At 57.1% G+C, this 17,025-nt stretch carries 17 protein-coding genes; 12 read left to right on the forward strand and 5 right to left on the reverse strand.

Annotated features, from left to right (window positions below):
* Positions 1–34: 34 nt before the first annotated feature.
* The 6 genes from guaA (at position 35) to lpdA (ending at position 8,032) form a co-directional block, all read left to right on the forward strand.
* Entirely contained in the window at positions 35–1,594 is a 1,560-nt protein-coding gene (guaA, locus tag ACTRW9_RS08580) for a glutamine-hydrolyzing GMP synthase (RefSeq protein WP_442429027.1), read from the forward strand.
* Between the two features lie 100 nt (positions 1,595–1,694).
* Positions 1,695–2,234 carry a formylglycine-generating enzyme family protein gene (locus tag ACTRW9_RS08585; protein WP_442429028.1) on the forward strand — a complete coding sequence of 180 codons (540 nt, stop codon included), beginning with the start codon at positions 1,695–1,697 and terminating at the stop codon, positions 2,232–2,234.
* Positions 2,213–2,950: a molybdopterin-dependent oxidoreductase gene (locus tag ACTRW9_RS08590; protein WP_442429029.1), complete on the forward strand. Its 738-nt coding sequence runs from the start codon at positions 2,213–2,215 to the stop codon at positions 2,948–2,950. The genes ACTRW9_RS08585 and ACTRW9_RS08590 overlap by 22 nt, the downstream gene beginning before the upstream one ends.
* Positions 2,951–3,098: 148 nt before the next feature.
* Positions 3,099–4,247 (forward strand): acyltransferase family protein, encoded by a 1,149-nt coding sequence (locus ACTRW9_RS08595; protein WP_442429030.1) that lies wholly within the window; start codon positions 3,099–3,101, stop codon positions 4,245–4,247.
* 116 nt (positions 4,248–4,363) lie between these two features.
* The gene (locus ACTRW9_RS08600) at positions 4,364–6,490 is read left to right on the forward strand and encodes a pentapeptide repeat-containing protein (protein ID WP_442429031.1); all 2,127 of its coding nucleotides are present in this window, start codon (positions 4,364–4,366) and stop codon (positions 6,488–6,490) included.
* Positions 6,491–6,589: 99 nt separating this feature from the next.
* Complete coding sequence (lpdA, locus tag ACTRW9_RS08605; RefSeq protein ID WP_442429032.1) at positions 6,590–8,032, forward strand: dihydrolipoyl dehydrogenase; 1,443 nt, start codon at positions 6,590–6,592, stop codon at positions 8,030–8,032.
* 30 nt (positions 8,033–8,062) lie between these two features.
* Here lpdA and ACTRW9_RS08610 read toward each other — a convergent pair whose 3' ends face one another.
* Positions 8,063–8,386 (reverse strand): Rieske (2Fe-2S) protein, encoded by a 324-nt coding sequence (locus ACTRW9_RS08610; protein ID WP_442427398.1) that lies wholly within the window; start codon positions 8,384–8,386, stop codon positions 8,063–8,065.
* 8 nt (positions 8,387–8,394) lie between these two features.
* Positions 8,395–8,667, reverse strand: coding sequence for a hypothetical protein (locus ACTRW9_RS08615; RefSeq protein WP_442427399.1), 273 nt, complete (start codon positions 8,665–8,667; stop codon positions 8,395–8,397).
* Between the two features lie 201 nt (positions 8,668–8,868).
* On the opposite strand from ACTRW9_RS08615, the gene ACTRW9_RS08620 reads away from it, so the two are divergent.
* The 5 genes from ACTRW9_RS08620 (at position 8,869) to ACTRW9_RS08640 (ending at position 12,723) form a co-directional block, all read left to right on the forward strand.
* Positions 8,869–9,393: a tetratricopeptide repeat protein gene (locus ACTRW9_RS08620; protein ID WP_442427400.1), complete on the forward strand. Its 525-nt coding sequence runs from the start codon at positions 8,869–8,871 to the stop codon at positions 9,391–9,393.
* A 39-nt stretch (positions 9,394–9,432) separates the two neighbouring features.
* Positions 9,433–10,806: a dihydrolipoyl dehydrogenase family protein gene (locus ACTRW9_RS08625; RefSeq protein WP_442429033.1), complete on the forward strand. Its 1,374-nt coding sequence runs from the start codon at positions 9,433–9,435 to the stop codon at positions 10,804–10,806.
* Positions 10,807–10,943: 137 nt separating this feature from the next.
* Positions 10,944–11,504, forward strand: a complete 561-nt coding sequence (locus ACTRW9_RS08630) for a hypothetical protein (RefSeq protein ID WP_442429034.1) — start codon at positions 10,944–10,946, stop codon at positions 11,502–11,504.
* A 33-nt stretch (positions 11,505–11,537) separates the two neighbouring features.
* Positions 11,538–11,732, forward strand: a complete 195-nt coding sequence (locus ACTRW9_RS08635; RefSeq protein WP_442429035.1) for a hypothetical protein — start codon at positions 11,538–11,540, stop codon at positions 11,730–11,732.
* A gap of 76 nt (positions 11,733–11,808) precedes the next feature.
* Positions 11,809–12,723, forward strand: a complete 915-nt coding sequence (locus ACTRW9_RS08640; RefSeq protein ID WP_442429036.1) for a hypothetical protein — start codon at positions 11,809–11,811, stop codon at positions 12,721–12,723.
* Here ACTRW9_RS08640 and gcvPA read toward each other — a convergent pair.
* The 3 genes from gcvPA to gcvT all read right to left on the reverse strand — a co-directional run bounded on the left by gcvPA (position 12,720) and on the right by gcvT (position 15,669).
* A complete protein-coding gene (gene gcvPA, locus ACTRW9_RS08645; RefSeq protein ID WP_442429037.1) occupies positions 12,720–14,063 on the reverse strand; it encodes an aminomethyl-transferring glycine dehydrogenase subunit GcvPA in 1,344 nt (447 codons plus the stop codon). The genes ACTRW9_RS08640 and gcvPA overlap by 4 nt on opposite strands.
* 24 nt (positions 14,064–14,087) lie before the next feature.
* Positions 14,088–14,477, reverse strand: coding sequence for a glycine cleavage system protein GcvH (gcvH, locus tag ACTRW9_RS08650; protein WP_442427406.1), 390 nt, complete (start codon positions 14,475–14,477; stop codon positions 14,088–14,090).
* A 73-nt stretch (positions 14,478–14,550) separates the two neighbouring features.
* Entirely contained in the window at positions 14,551–15,669 is a 1,119-nt protein-coding gene (gcvT, locus tag ACTRW9_RS08655; RefSeq protein ID WP_442429038.1) for a glycine cleavage system aminomethyltransferase GcvT, read from the reverse strand.
* Positions 15,670–15,864: 195 nt separating this feature from the next.
* On the opposite strand from gcvT, the gene ACTRW9_RS08660 reads away from it, so the two are divergent.
* Positions 15,865–16,929 (forward strand): nucleotidyltransferase family protein, encoded by a 1,065-nt coding sequence (locus tag ACTRW9_RS08660; protein ID WP_442427408.1) that lies wholly within the window; start codon positions 15,865–15,867, stop codon positions 16,927–16,929.
* Positions 16,930–17,025 lie beyond the last annotated feature (96 nt).

A 17,025-nucleotide genomic window follows, 5' to 3' on the forward strand; every position in this document is an offset into this window, starting at 1 on the left:
CGCGCTTTCATCAACCCATCACCGAACACACGCAATGACCATCGGCGAAGACATTCATTCCCAGCGGATCCTGATCCTCGATTTCGGGTCGCAATACACGCAGAACATCGCGCGCAAGGTGCGCGAATGCCAGGTGTACTGCGAAATCCATCCGTGCACCATCGGCATCCAGAAAATCCGCGAGTTCAAGCCGAAGGGCATCATCCTCTCCGGCGGACCCGGCAGCGTGCTGGCGGAAGACGCGCCGGTGCTCGACCCCGTCCTGTTCGATTTCAAAATTCCCGTGCTCGGCATCTGCTACGGCATGCAGTTGATCACCTACCTCAACGACGGCGAGGTGAACCCGGCGAAGGAGCGCGAGTTCGGCCGTGCTGAGCTGGTTCTCAAAACCTTTTCGCACCTGTTCAGCAACGTCAACAACAACTCCATCGCGTGGATGAGTCACGGCGACCGCATCACCCGCCTGCCCAACGGATTCAAGGTCACCGCGTTCACCAGCAACTCGCCGGTGGCGGCGATGGAAGACCCCGTCCGCAAAATCTACGGACTGCAGTTTCATCCGGAAGTCGTACACACGCAGGAAGGCAAAAAGATTTTCGAAAACTTCCTGTACAAGATCTGCGGGTGCGATCCCATCTGGAAAGTCGAATCGTTCGCCGATTACGCCATCGAAAAAATCAACCAACAGGTGCAGGGCGGAAAAGTGTTGTGCGCGCTGAGTGGCGGCGTGGACTCGTCGGTCGTGGCGGCGTTGCTGCACAAGGCCGTGGGCGAACGGCTGATCTGCATCTTCATCGACAACGGACTGCTGCGCATGAACGAACGCGCGCGCGTGGTGGACACGTTCCGCGAGCATTTCAAGATGAACCTGTACGTGGTGGACGCGTCGAAAACGTTTCTCGACAAGCTGAAGGGCGTCACCGATCCGGAACAGAAACGCAAGATCATCGGCAACACGTTCATCGAGGTGTTCGAGGAGGAGGCGCAGAAGGCGGGCGACTTCACCTACCTCGCACAGGGCACGCTGTACCCGGATGTCATCGAGTCGGTGTCGTTCAAAGGCGGCCCGTCGGCGGTGATCAAGTCGCACCACAACGTGGGCGGCCTGCCGGAAAACATGAAGATGGAACTGGTCGAACCACTGCGCGAACTGTTCAAGGACGAAGTGCGCAAACTCGGGCGCGAACTGGGTCTGCCTGATGAGATCATCAACCGCCAGCCGTTCCCCGGACCGGGCCTCGCCATCCGCATCATCGACGAGATCACGCGCGACCGCATCCGCATGGTGCAGGAAGCGGACAAGATCATCCTGGAAGAGATCAAGGGCGCAGGGCTGTACAACGAAATCTGGCAGTCGTTCGCGGTGCTCCTGCCGGTGAAGACGGTGGGCGTGATGGGCGACGCCCGCACGTACGAGAACGTGGTGGCCCTGCGGGCCGTGACCAGCACCGACGGCATGACCGCCGACTGGGTTCACCTGCCTTACGAACTTCTTGGTAAAATATCAAACAGGATTATCAACGAAGTCCAGGGCGTCAACCGTGTTGTCTACGACATCAGCTCCAAACCCCCCGGCACCATTGAGTGGGAGTAAAATTCCCGCACTCGCTCTCTTCTGCTTTCTATTCCTTGTATTAGCGCTCACTCGCTCTACATTCGCCTCCCCCCTGATCGAGATCCCCGCCGGAAAGGTTGTGGTGGGTGACACGGAGAAAACAAGCACGGTGATGGTCGAGGCGTTCTTCATCGATGAGCATGAGGTGACGAATGCGGAGTATGCGGAGGTGGTGGCGACGCACGAATACCGTGAGGGGGCGGCGGGGCATCCGGTGACGCACGCCACCTTCCACGAGGCGAAAGCCTACTGCAATAAACGTAAGGCGCGCCTGCCGACGGGCGACGAATGGGAAAAGGCGGCGCGCGGCACCGACGGCCGTATCTACCCGTGGGGCAACACCCCGGCCCGGCGCAAACCGCACCCGTTTTACTCCGGCGTGGTCAAAAAGTCCGCCGGATCGAACCGCCGCGACGTCTCGCCCTACGGCGTACGCGACATGGCGGGGTCGGTGTGGGAATGGACGGATGCGGGCGACGGCGACCTGCGCGAAACGCGCGGCGGCTTGTGGAACCTGCACCTCGATTTCGAATACAGCAAAACCTTCGACCGCAACCGCCTGCCGGCGGACTCTCGGTTCATCTTTTTAGGATTCCGATGCGCGCGTTCGGCCGACTGACACGCAGACGTTTTTTTCGGATCACAGGCGGCCTCGCCACCCTGGCAGCGGCGGCGCTGCGTCCAACCAAAACCCTCGCCAGCGAACCCAACTATTTCGAGGGCACCGCTTTTGTCGGCAAGACCCGCGCCGGACGCTACCGCGATTTCTACATCAACTACTGGCAACCGATGCGCCGCATCGATCCGGCCACATGGTCGCTCACCATAGACGGCCTGACGGAACGACCGACCACCCTGCGCTTCGACGACCTCAAAACCTTTTCCGCGCAATCCATGGACTCGCGCCTCAAGTGCGTCGAGTGCTGGTCGGCGCGCGCCGTGTGGACGGGCTTCCCGTTTTCCGAGATCGAGAAACTCGCGCCGCCGAAACCGGAGGCGGTCGGCGTGCTGTTCCATTGCGCCGACGAATATAAAGAATACCTTTCGCTCGAAGCCCTGCGTCACGCACGCACGTTGATGGTCACGCACATGAACAATGCGCCCTTGACTGACGAGCACGGTTTTCCGCTGCGCGTCATCTGCCCGTTCAAGTACGGTTATAAAAATCCCAAGGCCATCCTGCGCATGGAGTACGTGGACCGCGTGACCTACGGCACGTGGAGCAAGATCGGTCCCTACTCCCCCGACGGCACCATCCTGCCCGGCACCGATCACCCGCTCGAGTTCGGCAAACAGCCGCGGCGCATCCCCGGCGGCGAGATTTTTGATTACTGATTTTCGCGGCCGAACCGCAGGCATCCTTTCATTCGCCTCATTAAACATGACAAGCGGCACCCCGGCCCTTACACTGGATGGAAACGCCGTTTCCCATCAACGAAAGGATTGCCGACGCGTGCCGACCGCATCCGAGACCCCAGTCCCTGTGGCCCCATCCCCGGCCCGCCCGCCTGCCGCGATGGAACCCGCCGTCGCCCGTTTCTGGGCATTGGATGTATTACGCGGCCTCGCCGCCCTGGGCGTGGTGGTGTGGCATTACCGTCATTTCACCCCGTTCGCGCCGTCGCTCGAAACCGAACGTCCTTTCAATGCTCCTCTCTTGTTCTTTTACAATTCCGGCTTTGTGATGGTCGACCTGTTCTTCTGCCTTTCCGGGTTCATCTTTTTCTGGAAGTATGCGGAGAGCATCCAGAAACGCGAGATCGGGTTCCGAAAATTTCTTTACCTGCGGTGGACGCGGCTGTATCCCCTCCATCTCGCCACACTGTTGTTCGTCGCCATCGCTCAGTACTTCATCCATTCCAGCCACAACACCACCTTCGTGTACCAGTTCAACGACGTGCGGCACTTCGTGCTGAACCTGTTCATGGTCTCGCAATGGGGGCTGGAAGAAGGACTGTCTTTCAACGGTCCGGCGTGGTCGATTTCCGTGGAGATGTTTCTCTACATCGCGTTCTTCGGCGTGGTGTTTGCCTTCGGGCGGCGCAACGCGCTGGCGGCGGTGTTGCTGGCGGCGCTCGGCTGGTTTCTGTACGCCAACTATTACGACTGGATTTTATTGAAAGCGACCATCGGCGAGGGACTGGTGTCGTTTTTCATGGGGGGATTGGCGTACAAAGTTTACAACCGTATCACGCGGGAGAACGGGCCGCGCATCCCCGCCGCGCTGGCTCTTTCGGCCGCCGGCATGCTGACATTCTGGGGGATCGTTTATTTCCTCACCTACCATCCCGGACCGTGGGCGGCTTCCCTCGGCAACTGGTTTTTCTGGACGGTGATCCTGGGGTTTCCGGTGACCGTGTTGTTCCTGGGACTGGTGGACAATTCGAAACGAGCCGAGGCCGCGTTTCGCAAACTTGCGTTTCTGGGCGATATCTCATACGCCGTGTACCTGTTGCATTTCCCGCTTCAGCTTTTGTTCTTCTTCGCTGCTCAAGAAGTGGCGATTGATTTCACCTCCCCTGCCATCTTCCTGTTGTACGTCGTTGGAACCGTGGGCATCGCGTGGCTGGTGTACCGGGGGTTCGAGGTCCCCGCCCGCCGGTTCCTGCGCAAACAGTTTTTAAAACCATAAATGCAACCAGCCCTCTCCCGGCAGAAACGCTCTCGCAAAGACCCAACTATTTCCCATTCCCGCCCGGAATCTGCTAGAATCCGATATCGGTAAGCCAAAGATATGAGGCGATCGCCATGTCCTCCCCGAAGATTTCGCAAAACGATTCCGAAAGCCATTCAGACCCTGTTCCGGCTGAAGTTCCGAAGGGGCTGGAGGACACATTCGAGGCCATCAAGGCGCGGCACGACGAAATCTCGCGCAACATCCGTTCGGTGGCGCTGGCGCTCATGTCCTACGCACTGTTCTGTTTCCTCACGCTCGGCCAGTCGGACAATATCGTGTTCAGGGAAACCGGCCAGATCCAGATCCCGTTCTCCGGCGGCATCGTCGTCAACTTCAGCACGTTTTTCATTGTGGGCCCGATCATCCTGATCGTCCTCACCTTTTACCTGCACATCTTCATTCATGAGCTCCAACGTTGTGAGCTGGAAGCCTCGCGCAAACTGCCATTTGTTTTCAACCTCGACAACTGGTTCGCCAAAGCCATCACGTTTTTCGTTTTTTATTTTCTGACACCCCTGGTTTTTCTTTCCTTCATCTGGTCGATCCGCGCTTCCGAGCACGTGACCTTGTGGTCACTGGTGGCGCTGGGAGTGTGCCTGGCCCTGGTGTGGCTGTTTCATTGCGCCACGCAGGTGCAAGGGGGATCGCTCCGCCGTCAACCTTTTCCACTGATGGTCCTGGTTGCGGTGTTCATTGTTTCGGCGGTTCCCGGGAATCTCACGTTTGTCGGTCCCATCAAGCTGGTAAAAAGCGACCTGAAAAACACCAATTTCCGGAATTTCATGCTGGACCGGATGAACGCCGATTTTGCGCACCTGGAGCATTCCGATTTCACACGCAACCAGAATGTGAAACACGCCCTGTTCAACAATGCATTTCTAACCAACGCCCAATTTTCCGGAGCCAACCTGTCCCAATCCAGTTTTCGCAAATGCGATCTCACCGGGACCCGCTTTCGCGGAGCCAATCTCAACGACTCCGTGTTTCAGGAAGCGAAATTGACGGGAAGCGATTTCTCTCCATTCACAGTTCCGGCGGAAATCGAACACGGGGGTTTTTCCTTTCTCAACCTGTTCCGCAGAGACTCCCGCAAATCGAAAGCCCGCGGAGAGGTGGCATCCGGCCTTCAATACGGTCCCACGGCACCCTCCTCTTCTTCCCCGGACGCTGAAAATGAAAAGGGCGCACCCAAACAACCGGACGCCACCAGCAACCAATCGGAAAAGCTCGCATCCAAATCAGGCGTTTCTCATCGCACCTTGTTGAAAAACGCGGATTTCACCAAGGCACAGTTGAACCAGGTCAACTTCAGCTCCGCGGATCTGGAAGGGACGCGGTTCAATATTTCAAAAATCGAAGGCTCCATCTTTTCCAACGCCTCCCTGCTTCGTGCCGATTTTTCCGAATCCATGATCAGCGACTCGATTTTCCAAAAAGCCCGGATGGATTCGACCCAGTTTGTTCGAACAGAAATGAAGAACATTCGTTTCAACGATGCACATCTCGCCCAGACTGTATTTCAAAATGCCTATCTCACCGATGTGCAGTTCAAAGGGGCCGACCTCAGCCATTCCAGTTTTGCGGAAACCGATTTTGAAAATGTGGACTTCAGCCACGCCATACTGGAAGGAACGGATCTTTCCGGAAACAATTTTTACGGCGTCACATTTGAAAACACCAGCATGGCCTATGTTCTCCTCAATCTGGCGGATCTTACGGAGAGCACCGCCCTGAATACCGATTTCAGCGGTGCCGATCTTTCCGGCACGCTGTTTTACCGGGCCAACCTGACCGGCTCCCGTTTTCAGAATTCAGACCTCGATTCGGTCGAATTCGCCGGAGCCAACCTCAAGTTCGCCGACTTCCGCAACGCCCGCAACCTGAGGGACGCCCGAGGCAATTTGCAGCCCACCATCTCCAGAGCGAAAAACTGGAAGAAAGCTCTTTGGGATGATGACATCCGCCAGGAACTCGGCATCGATGACCGGACCCTGAATCGATCCATCATGCTCTATGTCGATCATCATTTCGGAAATGAATCGCAGGAAGAAAGAAGCCGGGTCACCCGAAACATCCAGGAGTTTTACGGACTCGTCCAGGCGCCCATTCAGCAAAAAGTACTTACCATCAGGGCATTGGGACGCAACCCGGACGTCACCAGCCAGCACCGTACGGTGCCCCCCGCCACCAATCGTTGAATACCCCGTCCCCATTCTTTCATGTAAGGGATTCTGTCATTCCTGCGACAGGACCTGCGAATCACTGAAAATTATGTTTTAATGAATCGGGGAACGTGCATGGCGAAAAAAGACTACAACCTCATTGTGATTGGCGGCGGCTCCGCGGGCCTGGTTTCGGCGTATATCGGATCGGTGCTGAAAGCAAAAGTGGCACTCATCGAAAAACACAAGATGGGTGGCGACTGTTTGAATACCGGTTGTGTGCCGAGCAAGGCCCTCATCCGAAGCGGCAAAATCCTTTCGTATATCCAGCGTCATGAAAAATTCGGTTTGAAGTCCGCCACCGCCGATTTCGATTTCGCCGACATCATGGAGCGCGTGCAGGCGGTCATCAGCAAAATCGAGCCGCACGACAGCATCGAACGTTACACGCGTCTGGGAGTCGACTGCTTTACCGGAGAAGCACGAATCCGGTCCCCCCACGAAGTGGAAGTGAACGGCAAGATCCTGACGACAAAGAACATCATCATCGCCACCGGGGCGCGCCCGGCCGTGCCGCCCATCCCCGGCCTCGACCAGGTGGAACCGCTCACCTCCGACACCCTGTGGAATCTGCGTGAATTGCCGAAACGCCTGCTGGTCGCGGGCGGCGGGCCCATCGGTTCGGAGCTGGCGCAGGCCTTCGCCCGCGTCGGCAGCCAGGTGACGCAGGTGGAAATGCTGCCGGACATCCTGAGTCGGGAGGACGAGGAAGTCAGCCGAACCGTGCGCGAAAAGTTCATGGCGGAAGGCATCGATGTGCGGGTCAATACCAGGTGCAAGGAAGTGGTCAAAGAAGGCGGGCGCACGTTCATGCGGGTTGAAACCCGGAACGGTACGGAAGACATCGAGTTCGACCGTGTCCTCGTCGCCGTGGGACGGGCCGCAAATGCGAAAGGATTCGGGCTGGAGGAGATCGGTGTGAAACTCGGTCCGCGCGGCACGGTGGAAGTGGACGAATACCTGCGCACCCCCGCGCACAAGAACATCTATGCCTGCGGCGATGTGGCGGGGCCTTACCAGTTCACCCACACCGCGGCGCACCAGGCGTGGTACTGCGCGGTCAACGCATTGTTCAGCCCGTTCAAAAAATTCAAGGTCGATTACCGCGTCATCCCGTGGTGCACGTTCACCGATCCGGAAGTGGCCCGGGTCGGCTTGAACGAAATGGAAGCGAAGGAGAAAAACATACCGTATGAAGTGACGACCTACGGAATCGACGATCTCGACCGCGCCATCGCCGACAGCGAGGACCACGGTTTCGTGAAGGTGCTGACCGTGCCCGGTAAAGACAGGATTTTAGGCGTGACGATCGTCGGCTACCACGCGGGGGACCTCATCGCCGAATACGTGCTGGCCATGAAGCACGGCCTCGGCCTGAACAAAATCCTTGGCACCATTCACATCTACCCCACCATGGCAGAGGCCAACAAGTTCGCCGCCGGCGTCTGGAAACAGGCACACGCCCCCCAGGGTCTTCTCAAGTGGGTGCAAAAATTCCACGCCTGGCGGCGCAGTTAACCCGCTCTTTACGCCTCAACGATTTCGGTTTCAGATTTCGATGTAGAGTCCGTCGTCCCGTACCTGCACGCGGTAGGTCGGCTGGGATTGTGTGCGGTCGAACTTGCACAACCCGGTTTTGATGTGCCAGGGGTGACCTTCTCTCGCGCAGGCAGCGTACATGCCTTTCAGGGAGCCCCGTCCCAGGCTCGATCCGCACATTTTGCAGGCATCGGTGATGACAAAAAAGCGGCCTGCACTCTGGAAAAGGGCAAGGGTATATGGGTATTCCGTGAATGGATGGTTGAACTGGATGATGCGGCCTTCGTTTTCGGCCGGGGTGTCGTCCAGCCCGGAGATTTTGACGTCGGACATGGATTCGGTTATTCCTTGGGCAGATAGGGACCGAAATGGTCGCGGAAGTATTTTTCCAGGTCCCAGCGGAACCGGCCTTTGAGGTGCGGCAGTTTCTCAGCCACATCGTGGTCAAATTGCACATATTCTTCTGAAAGAGATTGGACATCGTCCGCGCGCTTCACGTTGGGATCCAGGTAGGAGTCCCCCAAGGCGGAGGAGGCGACGATCAGGTCCTGTCCTTTGCGGATCCAGCGACCCAGCAACAGACGTTCTTCTTCGGAACCGGGTTCAATACTCATGTTTTTCCTAACTTCCTCTATTCTTACGGTTTATCGGATAAAATAAGGGCGTAATGATTTGAAAAGAAACGACCGGAAACCCCGTGGGGGAATTGCGGGTACGGGTGTTGAAAATTGGTTGGGTAATAAGTTAGCATAGGGTCCTCAGAATATCAACGACTTGCAATCCTGCAATCCCGATCCACTAATAAGGGAATTCGAATGACGACGGAAAGTGAAACTCCGCGGTCTGCGGAGCAATGGTTTCAAATTGGCCTTGAGCGCGGTCGTGCCGGGGACAACGATGGCGCGATTGAAGCGTACGATAAATGCACCGAACAGGACCCGGCCCACTTCAAAGCCTGGTTCAACAAGGGTATTCGCTACGGCAAGATCCCCAAGAACGTGAAGGCAATGGAATGCTTTCAGAAAGCCGTGGAGCTGAAGCCGGACGATGTGATGGCGCATTACAGCCTGGGCCTCATCCTCAACCTGCTGGGCATGATCGACGAATCGGTCAAGCATTATGAAGAGGCGCTCAAGATCAATCCCAACTTCGCACGCGCCCACAGCAACCTGGCGACCGTGCATTACTCGGTCAAACGCGGACGCGAGGCCATCCACCACCTGCGCATCGCCAAGGACCTGTTCAAGGAACAGGGCGACACGGTGATGACGGAAACGGCGGAGGACCTTCTGCGTGAATGCTACCACGAGTTCAAGATGTCGCCGGAAGACTTCGAGTGACGCCCCTTTCCGACTCTTCCAAACCGATTCGCATTCGTCATGGACTTTGACATCATCGTGATCGGCGGCGGCTCCGCGGGATACGCCGCGGCAAGCGCCGCCGAACGCGCCGGAGCCAAGGTCGCCATCTTCGATCCGGGACCCCTGGGCGGGCTCTGCATCCTGCGCGGTTGCATGCCGACCAAAACCATCCTGCGTTCCTCGGACGTGATGGCGCTGATGCTCCGGGCCGGGGAGTTCGGCCTCGCCGCCGACAGCCCGCGCGCCAGTCTCACCGCCATCATCGACCGCAAAACGAAACTGATCGACGACTTCACCCGTTACCGCATCGAGCAGTTGAAGAGTCCGCGGTTCACGCTGATCGAACAACCCGCACGGTTCGTCTCGTATAGCTCCGTTGAAGCCGGAGGAAAACGCTACAGTGCGCGTTCTTTCATCATCGCCACCGGATCCGTTATCGCCGACATTCCCGTACCCGGTTTGAATGAGGCCGGGTTCCTGACGAGCGACGACGTGCTCGAATTACGCGAGCAACCGGATTCGATGATCGTGCTGGGTGCGGGATTCGTCGGCGTGGAACTCGCCCAGTTTTTCCAGCGCATCGGCACGAAGGTAACCCTGGTGCAGCGAAGCGGTCATATTCTTTCGTCGCAGGATGAGGATATGGCACGCCCGGTGGAAGCGCGCTTTCGGGAAGAAGGCATGACGGTGTACACCGGCACGCGCGATCTGAATATCAGCGTGCAGGATGGAAAACGTTGTGCCCACTTTCTGCATGAGGGGAAAGAAACCACCGTGTCGGCTTCCACCATTTTAAACGCGCTGGGCCGAACGCCCAATGTGGCCGGGTTGAACCTCGAAGCGGCGGGCGTGAAGATGGGAGACTGGGGCATCGCCGTGGACGCTACCATGCGCACCAGCAAACACAACATATTCGCCGTAGGGGACGTCAACGGCCTGCACGAGGTGGTGCACATCGCCATCCAGCAGGGCGAGATCGCAGCGCACAACGCACTGAATCCCGACGGCGCGCAACAACGGTTTGAAGAACGGATGAAAACCAGTGTGGTGTTCACCGACCCGGCGGTGGCCAGTGTCGGGTACTCCGAGAAGGAATGCCGGGCGAACAACTGGCCTTACCTCACTGCGTCGTACCCTTTTGACGACCACGGCAAGTCGCTGTGCCTGGGTGAGACGCACGGACTGGTGAAACTGTTGTGCCGTCCGGACGACGGCACGCTCATCGGCGGGCACATCACCGGGCCGGAAGCGGGCGAGCTGATCCACCACCTCACCGCGGTCATGTATTACCACGGCACCGTTTACGACATGCTCCAGATGCCGTACTACCATCCCACCCTGTCTGAAATCCTCACCTACCCCGCCGAGGAACTGGCCGATAAAATCGGTTGACCACACGGGCGAATTCATTTTTAGTTGATTTTTTCGCCTTTCCGAACCATTCTGAACCCATCATTACCATTCACCCGCCCTGTTTCGGAACTTCCCCGCCCGGGAACCGTTTCGGAAAAAATATTTAGGAGTCCGTCATGAAACGCCGATCGATCGTCCTGTTCCTTCTGCTGTCCACTGTGGGGTGTGCGCACTTCGTGGACCCGGCACGCGACCACGAACTGGAAACCAACAAACAATACTGGCTGGATTACGACGCCAGCCGCCGCGGCACGTTTTTTTTCAAGGACAGTGCAGGCAATTACAAAACCTGTGCCGAGCCCTCGCCGGACGTGGCTTACAAGCTGGCCGAAAAGCTGGAAGCCATGGGCACCTACGCCGGGGTCGAAGGCAAAGGCAAAGCGGAGTTCAACCAGGATGTGGTCAACCTGGCCGAACGCACGCAGATGATCATGTTCCTGAGGGAGGCCCTGTTCCGCCTGTGCGAATTGAGCATGAACTCCAACCTGAAACCGGAAGACCACGTGAAGCTGTACAAGGATGTCCTGAAAGCCGCTCTGAACCTGGCCGAGTCCGAAGCCAGCAAAAGTCAGGCGCGTTTGACGGAAGCGGAGACCAAACGGTTGGAAACCCTTCAAAAAATCAAAAAGAGCACCGGGTCCCTGCTTGAAGGGATGGAAAACCCCACCCGTCCCTGACCGACGGTTTATGGAAAACGAAAGGAGGTTGCAATGAGTGCGTTCTTGGATGTATTGAAGAAACTCAAGGAACAGGACCAGGAATTCGTCACCGTGCTGGGGGGGCGGGAAATTCCGGTCAAAATCAAAACCATTCAGGACGACTGGATCGTTTTGGTCGATGATGCAAACAACCAACGGTACGACCTGCACACCACCAGCGTGATCATCGTCAGCACGGTTCAATAACCCATCCAAAGCGCCCCGGGCGGGCGGCAAGACGGTTCACCCGATCCGGGACGCACATTCTCGGGGAGGGATCGTTATGGACAAACAAATAGCGGTGTTCATCGTTCACGGAATCGGCTCTCAAATAAAAGGATTCAGCGAGCACATAGAGAAGAACCTGCGTTCCAACTTCAAAAAAGCACTCCGGTATATGGGTGAGGACCATCGGGCCGGAGTCCGCGACGCATTGATCTTCAAGGAAGGCTTGTGGGCGGACATTGTTCAAGAGGGAGAAGATGAATTGAAGAAAAGGTTGTTCCGTGACCCGCACACGGATGTCGACTGGCTTTGTTGTCGCCGGTTTTCCATCGACTACTTCGGGGATGCCATCTCTTACTGCAAGGGACCCAACGAAGGCCCCTACTCCCAGTACCGCAAAATCCATGAGCGCATCGGCCAGCTCATCAAAGAGATTTCCGATCAAACCAGCCCCGACCAGAACACCCTGCTTACCGTCGTGTCGCACAGCCTGGGAACAGTCATTCTATCCGACTATTTTTACGACACCCGCAATACACTGAAACCCGACCGACGGCTGATCTTCACCAATTTTTTCACTCTGGGAAGCCCCATCGCCCTCTACGCAAACCGGTTTTATAATCACAATAGCGGCTCGGATCCCTTCGATAAATTCTTACCGCAAAAAGTGGAGGACCCCCAGGGCGTCTGGGTGAACATTTTTGATCAAGACGACATCGTCGGTTACCCCATCCGCCCGATCAACGCCCATTGCAGGGAAGCCGTCACGGCGGATATCAACATCGGGGTGGGATCGTTTTTCTTGGGGTGGACCCCTATTTGCCACTGGGGGTACTGGGAAAGCGAAAGGGTCGGCAAGGTCATCGCCGAAAAACTGGCGATCGACTGGTTGCGCGTGAACGGGGAGACCGCGGAGACGACAAAAAAACGAATCGGCGATTACAAAAAACGTTACGAAATGCCGGAGAATTAAACGCGGGACAGTTGATCGGCCAGGCGGTCGATCTGGTCCTGCGGGGTGAGCTCGGTGGCGCAGAGAAGCAGGCAGTTGGTGAGCTCTTCATAATGCTGACCGAGCGGCAGGCCGGCAACGATCTTCTCCTGCAACAGTTGATCACGCACTTCCTCTGCGGGCTTCGGGCATTCCAGCACGAATTCGTTGTACGTTTCGCCTGAAAAACGAATCTTGAAATCCTTCAGCTTCGACAGTTTGTTCTTCATGTAATCGGCGTGGAGCAGGTTGCGTTTCGCCACCTCGTGCATGCCGTCCTTGCCCATCGCCGCCATGTACACCGTGGTCGCAAGCGCGCACAGGCCCTGGTTGGTGCAGATGTTGGATGTCGCTTTTTCGCGGCGGATGTGTTGTTCGCGCGTGGCCAGGGTCAACGCATACGCACGGTGGCCTTCGCGGTCCAGCGTTTCGCCGACGATGCGCCCGGGCAGTTGTCGAAAGAACTCTTCCTTGGTCGCAAAGAAGCCGACATACGGGCCGCCGTAGGACACCGGCAACCCCAGCGCCTGGCCCTCGCCAACGCAGATGTCCGCACCGCGTTCGCCCGGTGGTTTCAATATGCCAAGGGACGTGGCTTCCGCCACCGCCACCACCAGCCGAGTGTTCTTCTCTTTCAGAAGCTCGGACAATTCCGCGTACTGCTCGGCCACGCCAAAGAAATTCGGGCTCTGGATGACCACGCAACTGGTGTTGTCTGTTAGGTTCTTTTTGATGAACTCAAGATCGATGCGTCCGTCGTTACCGAACGGGATTTCCTTGTACGTGATGCCGAGGCCCTGCGTGTAGGTGCGGGACACGTGCCGGTACTCCGGGTGCACGCTTTTCGCCATCAATACCTCGGTCCCGTTGTTGATGCGATGCGCCATCAGCACCGCCTCCGCCAGCGCCGTCGAGCCGTCATACATCGACGCGTTGGCGATTTCCATTCCCGTCAGCATGCAGATCATGCTCTGGAACTCAAAGATGGCCTGCAGAGTACCCTGGCTGACTTCCGGCTGGTACGGCGTGTAGCAGGTGGCGAACTCGCCCCGCAGGATCATGTGGTTCACGATCGACGGGGTGAAATGCCGATACGCTCCCGCGCCGAGGAACACCGAGTATTCGTCCGGATTCAGGTTGCGTGCCTCCAGCCGCCGCATGGCCTGCACCATGTCCGCCTCGGAGAGTGCAGCGGGCAGGTTCAGGGGTTCCACCAGCCGCAGGCTTTCGGGGATGGATTGGAACAGCTCAGATACCTCGCCAATGCCGATGGCGGTGAGCATGTCCTGAATGTCGGTTTCTGTGTGCGGAATATAGCGCATTTCAATACAGAGGGAGTTTGAGGATTACTGGTTCTGTTCTTTCAGGAAGTTTTCGTAGTCGGCGGCGGAGAGCAGGCCGTTGTTCTCGCTGGCATCCTTCAACTCCACTTCTACAATCCACCCCTTGCCGTAGGGCTCCTGGTTGATCAACTCCGGATGAGCTTCGAGTTCCTTGTTGATCTTCGTAACCTTGCCGCTTGCCGGGGCGTAGAGATCCGACACGGTTTTGACCGACTCCACCACACCGAACGTGTTTTCCTGTTGCAGGTCGGAGCCTTCCTTCGGCAATTCAACGAACACCACATCGCCCAGTTGGTCCTGAGCGAACGCCGTGATGCCGATCACCCCTTTGTTGCCGTCTATGCGGAGCCATTCGTGCTCGCGCGTGTACATCAGGTCCTTCGGGACTTCCATTGTCGCCTCCTGTTATTCATTGCATCGCGACCCGGCCGGATGATTTCTGTCCGGACCGGCACGCCGTCCTGTTTCAGTTTTTCTTGACGTTGCTGGGCACCATGGGGAGAGGGATGATCTCCGCAGCCACCGCCTGGTTGCGGATTTCCACCGAAAGCGCGTTGCCCACCTGAGCCATGTCTGTGGGTACATAACACAGAGCCACCCCGGTATTCAAGGACGGGGAAAAGGTGCCGCTGGTGACCTCGCCCACCGCCCGGCCATCCTTCAGGATTTTATAATGCGACCGGGGAACGCCGCGTTCCTTCATCTTGATCGCTACCAGCTTCCGTTGCAATCCAGCTTCTTTTTGTTTTTTAAGCGCTTCCTTGCCTACAAAGTCAGCTTCTTTTTTCAGTTTGATGACAAATCCCAGCCGCGCTTCGAGCGGGTTGTGCTCGGCGTCGATCTCCTGCCCGTAAAGCGGATACCCCATCTCGATACGCAGGGTGTCGCGTGCACCCAGGCCGATGGGTTGCAGGTCGTATTGTTTTCCCGCCTCCAAAATTTTTTCGTAAACCACCGCCGCGTCGTCCACCGACAGGTAAACCTCGAACCCGTCTTCCCCGGTGTAGCCGGTGCGGGAAATGATGCAGTCGGCATCTTCGATTTTGCCGCTCTGGAACGTGTAATAGGCGATGTCACCGACCGGGATGTCCAGCATGGGTTTCAGCAACGCTTCGGCGTGCTTGCCCTGCACCGCCAACTGGGCTGTCTGGTCGCTCGTGTTTTCGACGCTGACGTCAAATTTCTTTGCCTGCTGTTCGATCCAGTCAAAATCCTTGTCCGTATTGGCAGCGTTGACGCACAGGAAAAAATGGTTGTCGTTGAAGCGGTGTATCAAAAGATCGTCCACCACGCCGCCGTTCTCATAACACATCAGGCTGTAGAGAATGCCGCCGTCGGCCATCTTCTCCACATCGTTGGTGACCAGGTGTTGCAGAAAGGCCATGGATTGCGGGCCTTTGACCTCCACCTCGCCCATGTGGCTCACGTCAAAGATACCGACGCCGTCGCGCACGGTGCGGTGTTCGTCCATGACCCCCTTGTACTGAATGGGCATATCCCACCCGGCAAACGGCACCATTTTGGCGCCCAGGCGGACATGGATGGCGTGAAGGGGGGTGGTTTTTAAAGGCGTGTTGACGGACATGTGTTTTTATAATGACAAAAAATTCGCTGCATGTAAAACGACTTGTATAATGAAATTCAGGCGGGAGATCAACCCGGAATTGGATTTATCCTTAATTCATAGTATATTAGGCGCTTTTTTTCAGCGCGGACACATTGACTCCCTGTTTTTCTGTTTCATATTTATAATGGTACCACCAATCGCCTGACAAAAGCCATGGACGTTCCTTACCAGTACAAACAATTCGATGCCGTCGTGGTGGCGGGGGAAGGCCTGCACAGCTACCAGGTCCTTCACCAGCATAAAGCGTTTCTCGAAATCGAAAACCGCTCCGTGGTGAGCTACGTCATCGACGCCCTGTTGAACGCACGGACGGTGCGCAACATCTACGTGGTCGGCAAGAAAAAAGAACTGCGCGAGCACCTGCGGAGGGACGGGATCGACTTCAATCACCCGAAAACCATCACCCTGCTCGAGCAGAAGCAGTCGCTGTACGAGAACGTGTGGTTCGCTTATATGGAAAGCCTGCCGGAGCCGGTGCCGGAATCGCACCTCGAAAACTCCATTCACAAGGACAAGGCGATCCTGGTGGTGCCGTGCGATTCGCCGCTGATCACACCTCACGAAATCGATTATTTCATCGCGCACGCGGACACAGACAATTTCGATTACGTCCTGGGGCTGACGCCGGAGAAAGCGATGCGTCCGTTCTACCCTAAGAAGGGCCAACCCGGCATCAAGATGGCCTACCTGCATTTGAGGGAAGACAAATTCCGCATCAACAACATGCACCTGGTGAAACCGGGGCGCATCGAGAACCGGCATTATATCCAGACCATGTACCGGTACCGCTACCAGCGCGACATCAAGAACGTGGTCCGTTTCAGCATCGAGCTGTTCAAAAAGGACTGCTATCGCGGCTACCGGTTTTACCTGTGCCTGCTCGTGTGCCTGATGTGCGCCCGCCTGAAACTGGACCGGGTGGCGGACTGGGTTCGCCGCTGGGTGCCGAAACGCCACCTGGAGGGCTGGGTGTCGAAGGGCCTCAAGACCCGTTTCATGGGCCTGGTCACTCCCTTTCCGGGAACCACGCTGGACATCGACAACAACCGCGATTTCGAAGTGATGAAGCTCCGGTTCCGGGACTGGAGGCAATACCTGCGCGGGCTGGTGGAACGGTACCCCCTGCCGGAAGAATTGTCCCCTCACACGGCCATGCCACGGGTTCCGGTTCCTTCCCGGATGGAGGCTTCCGGAAAAGACACCGAGACGGTCCGTTGACCCACACCGGCCGAACCCGCCCTTTTCGTAAAAAGAAATACGGCGCTTCCCATAACTTGCTACAATACCGGGTCTGCCCAGAGCACACCCGAACCA

This window comes from Nitrospina sp. 32_T5 (assembly GCF_052156635.1).
Lineage (GTDB): Bacteria > Nitrospinota > Nitrospinia > Nitrospinales > Nitrospinaceae > Nitrospina.

What these genes read in the sequence shown, in the direction of transcription:
- guaA (WP_442429027.1), top strand. Translation starts at nt 35, where the DNA reads ATGACCATCGGCGAAGACATTCATTCCCAGCGGATCCTGATCCTCGAT.
- ACTRW9_RS08590 (WP_442429029.1), top strand. Translation starts at nt 2,213, where the DNA reads ATGCGCGCGTTCGGCCGACTGACACGCAGACGTTTTTTTCGGATCACA.
- ACTRW9_RS08600 (WP_442429031.1), top strand. Translation starts at nt 4,364, where the DNA reads ATGTCCTCCCCGAAGATTTCGCAAAACGATTCCGAAAGCCATTCAGAC.
- lpdA (WP_442429032.1), top strand. Translation starts at nt 6,590, where the DNA reads ATGGCGAAAAAAGACTACAACCTCATTGTGATTGGCGGCGGCTCCGCG.
- ACTRW9_RS08610 (WP_442427398.1), bottom strand. Translation starts at nt 8,386, where the DNA reads ATGTCCGACGTCAAAATCTCCGGGCTGGACGACACCCCGGCCGAAAAC.
- ACTRW9_RS08615 (WP_442427399.1), bottom strand. Translation starts at nt 8,667, where the DNA reads ATGAGTATTGAACCCGGTTCCGAAGAAGAACGTCTGTTGCTGGGTCGC.
- ACTRW9_RS08620 (WP_442427400.1), top strand. Translation starts at nt 8,869, where the DNA reads ATGACGACGGAAAGTGAAACTCCGCGGTCTGCGGAGCAATGGTTTCAA.
- ACTRW9_RS08625 (WP_442429033.1), top strand. Translation starts at nt 9,433, where the DNA reads ATGGACTTTGACATCATCGTGATCGGCGGCGGCTCCGCGGGATACGCC.
- ACTRW9_RS08630 (WP_442429034.1), top strand. Translation starts at nt 10,944, where the DNA reads ATGAAACGCCGATCGATCGTCCTGTTCCTTCTGCTGTCCACTGTGGGG.
- ACTRW9_RS08635 (WP_442429035.1), top strand. Translation starts at nt 11,538, where the DNA reads ATGAGTGCGTTCTTGGATGTATTGAAGAAACTCAAGGAACAGGACCAG.
- ACTRW9_RS08640 (WP_442429036.1), top strand. Translation starts at nt 11,809, where the DNA reads ATGGACAAACAAATAGCGGTGTTCATCGTTCACGGAATCGGCTCTCAA.
- gcvPA (WP_442429037.1), bottom strand. Translation starts at nt 14,063, where the DNA reads ATGCGCTATATTCCGCACACAGAAACCGACATTCAGGACATGCTCACC.
- gcvH (WP_442427406.1), bottom strand. Translation starts at nt 14,477, where the DNA reads ATGGAAGTCCCGAAGGACCTGATGTACACGCGCGAGCACGAATGGCTC.
- gcvT (WP_442429038.1), bottom strand. Translation starts at nt 15,669, where the DNA reads ATGTCCGTCAACACGCCTTTAAAAACCACCCCCCTTCACGCCATCCAT.
- ACTRW9_RS08660 (WP_442427408.1), top strand. Translation starts at nt 15,865, where the DNA reads ATGGACGTTCCTTACCAGTACAAACAATTCGATGCCGTCGTGGTGGCG.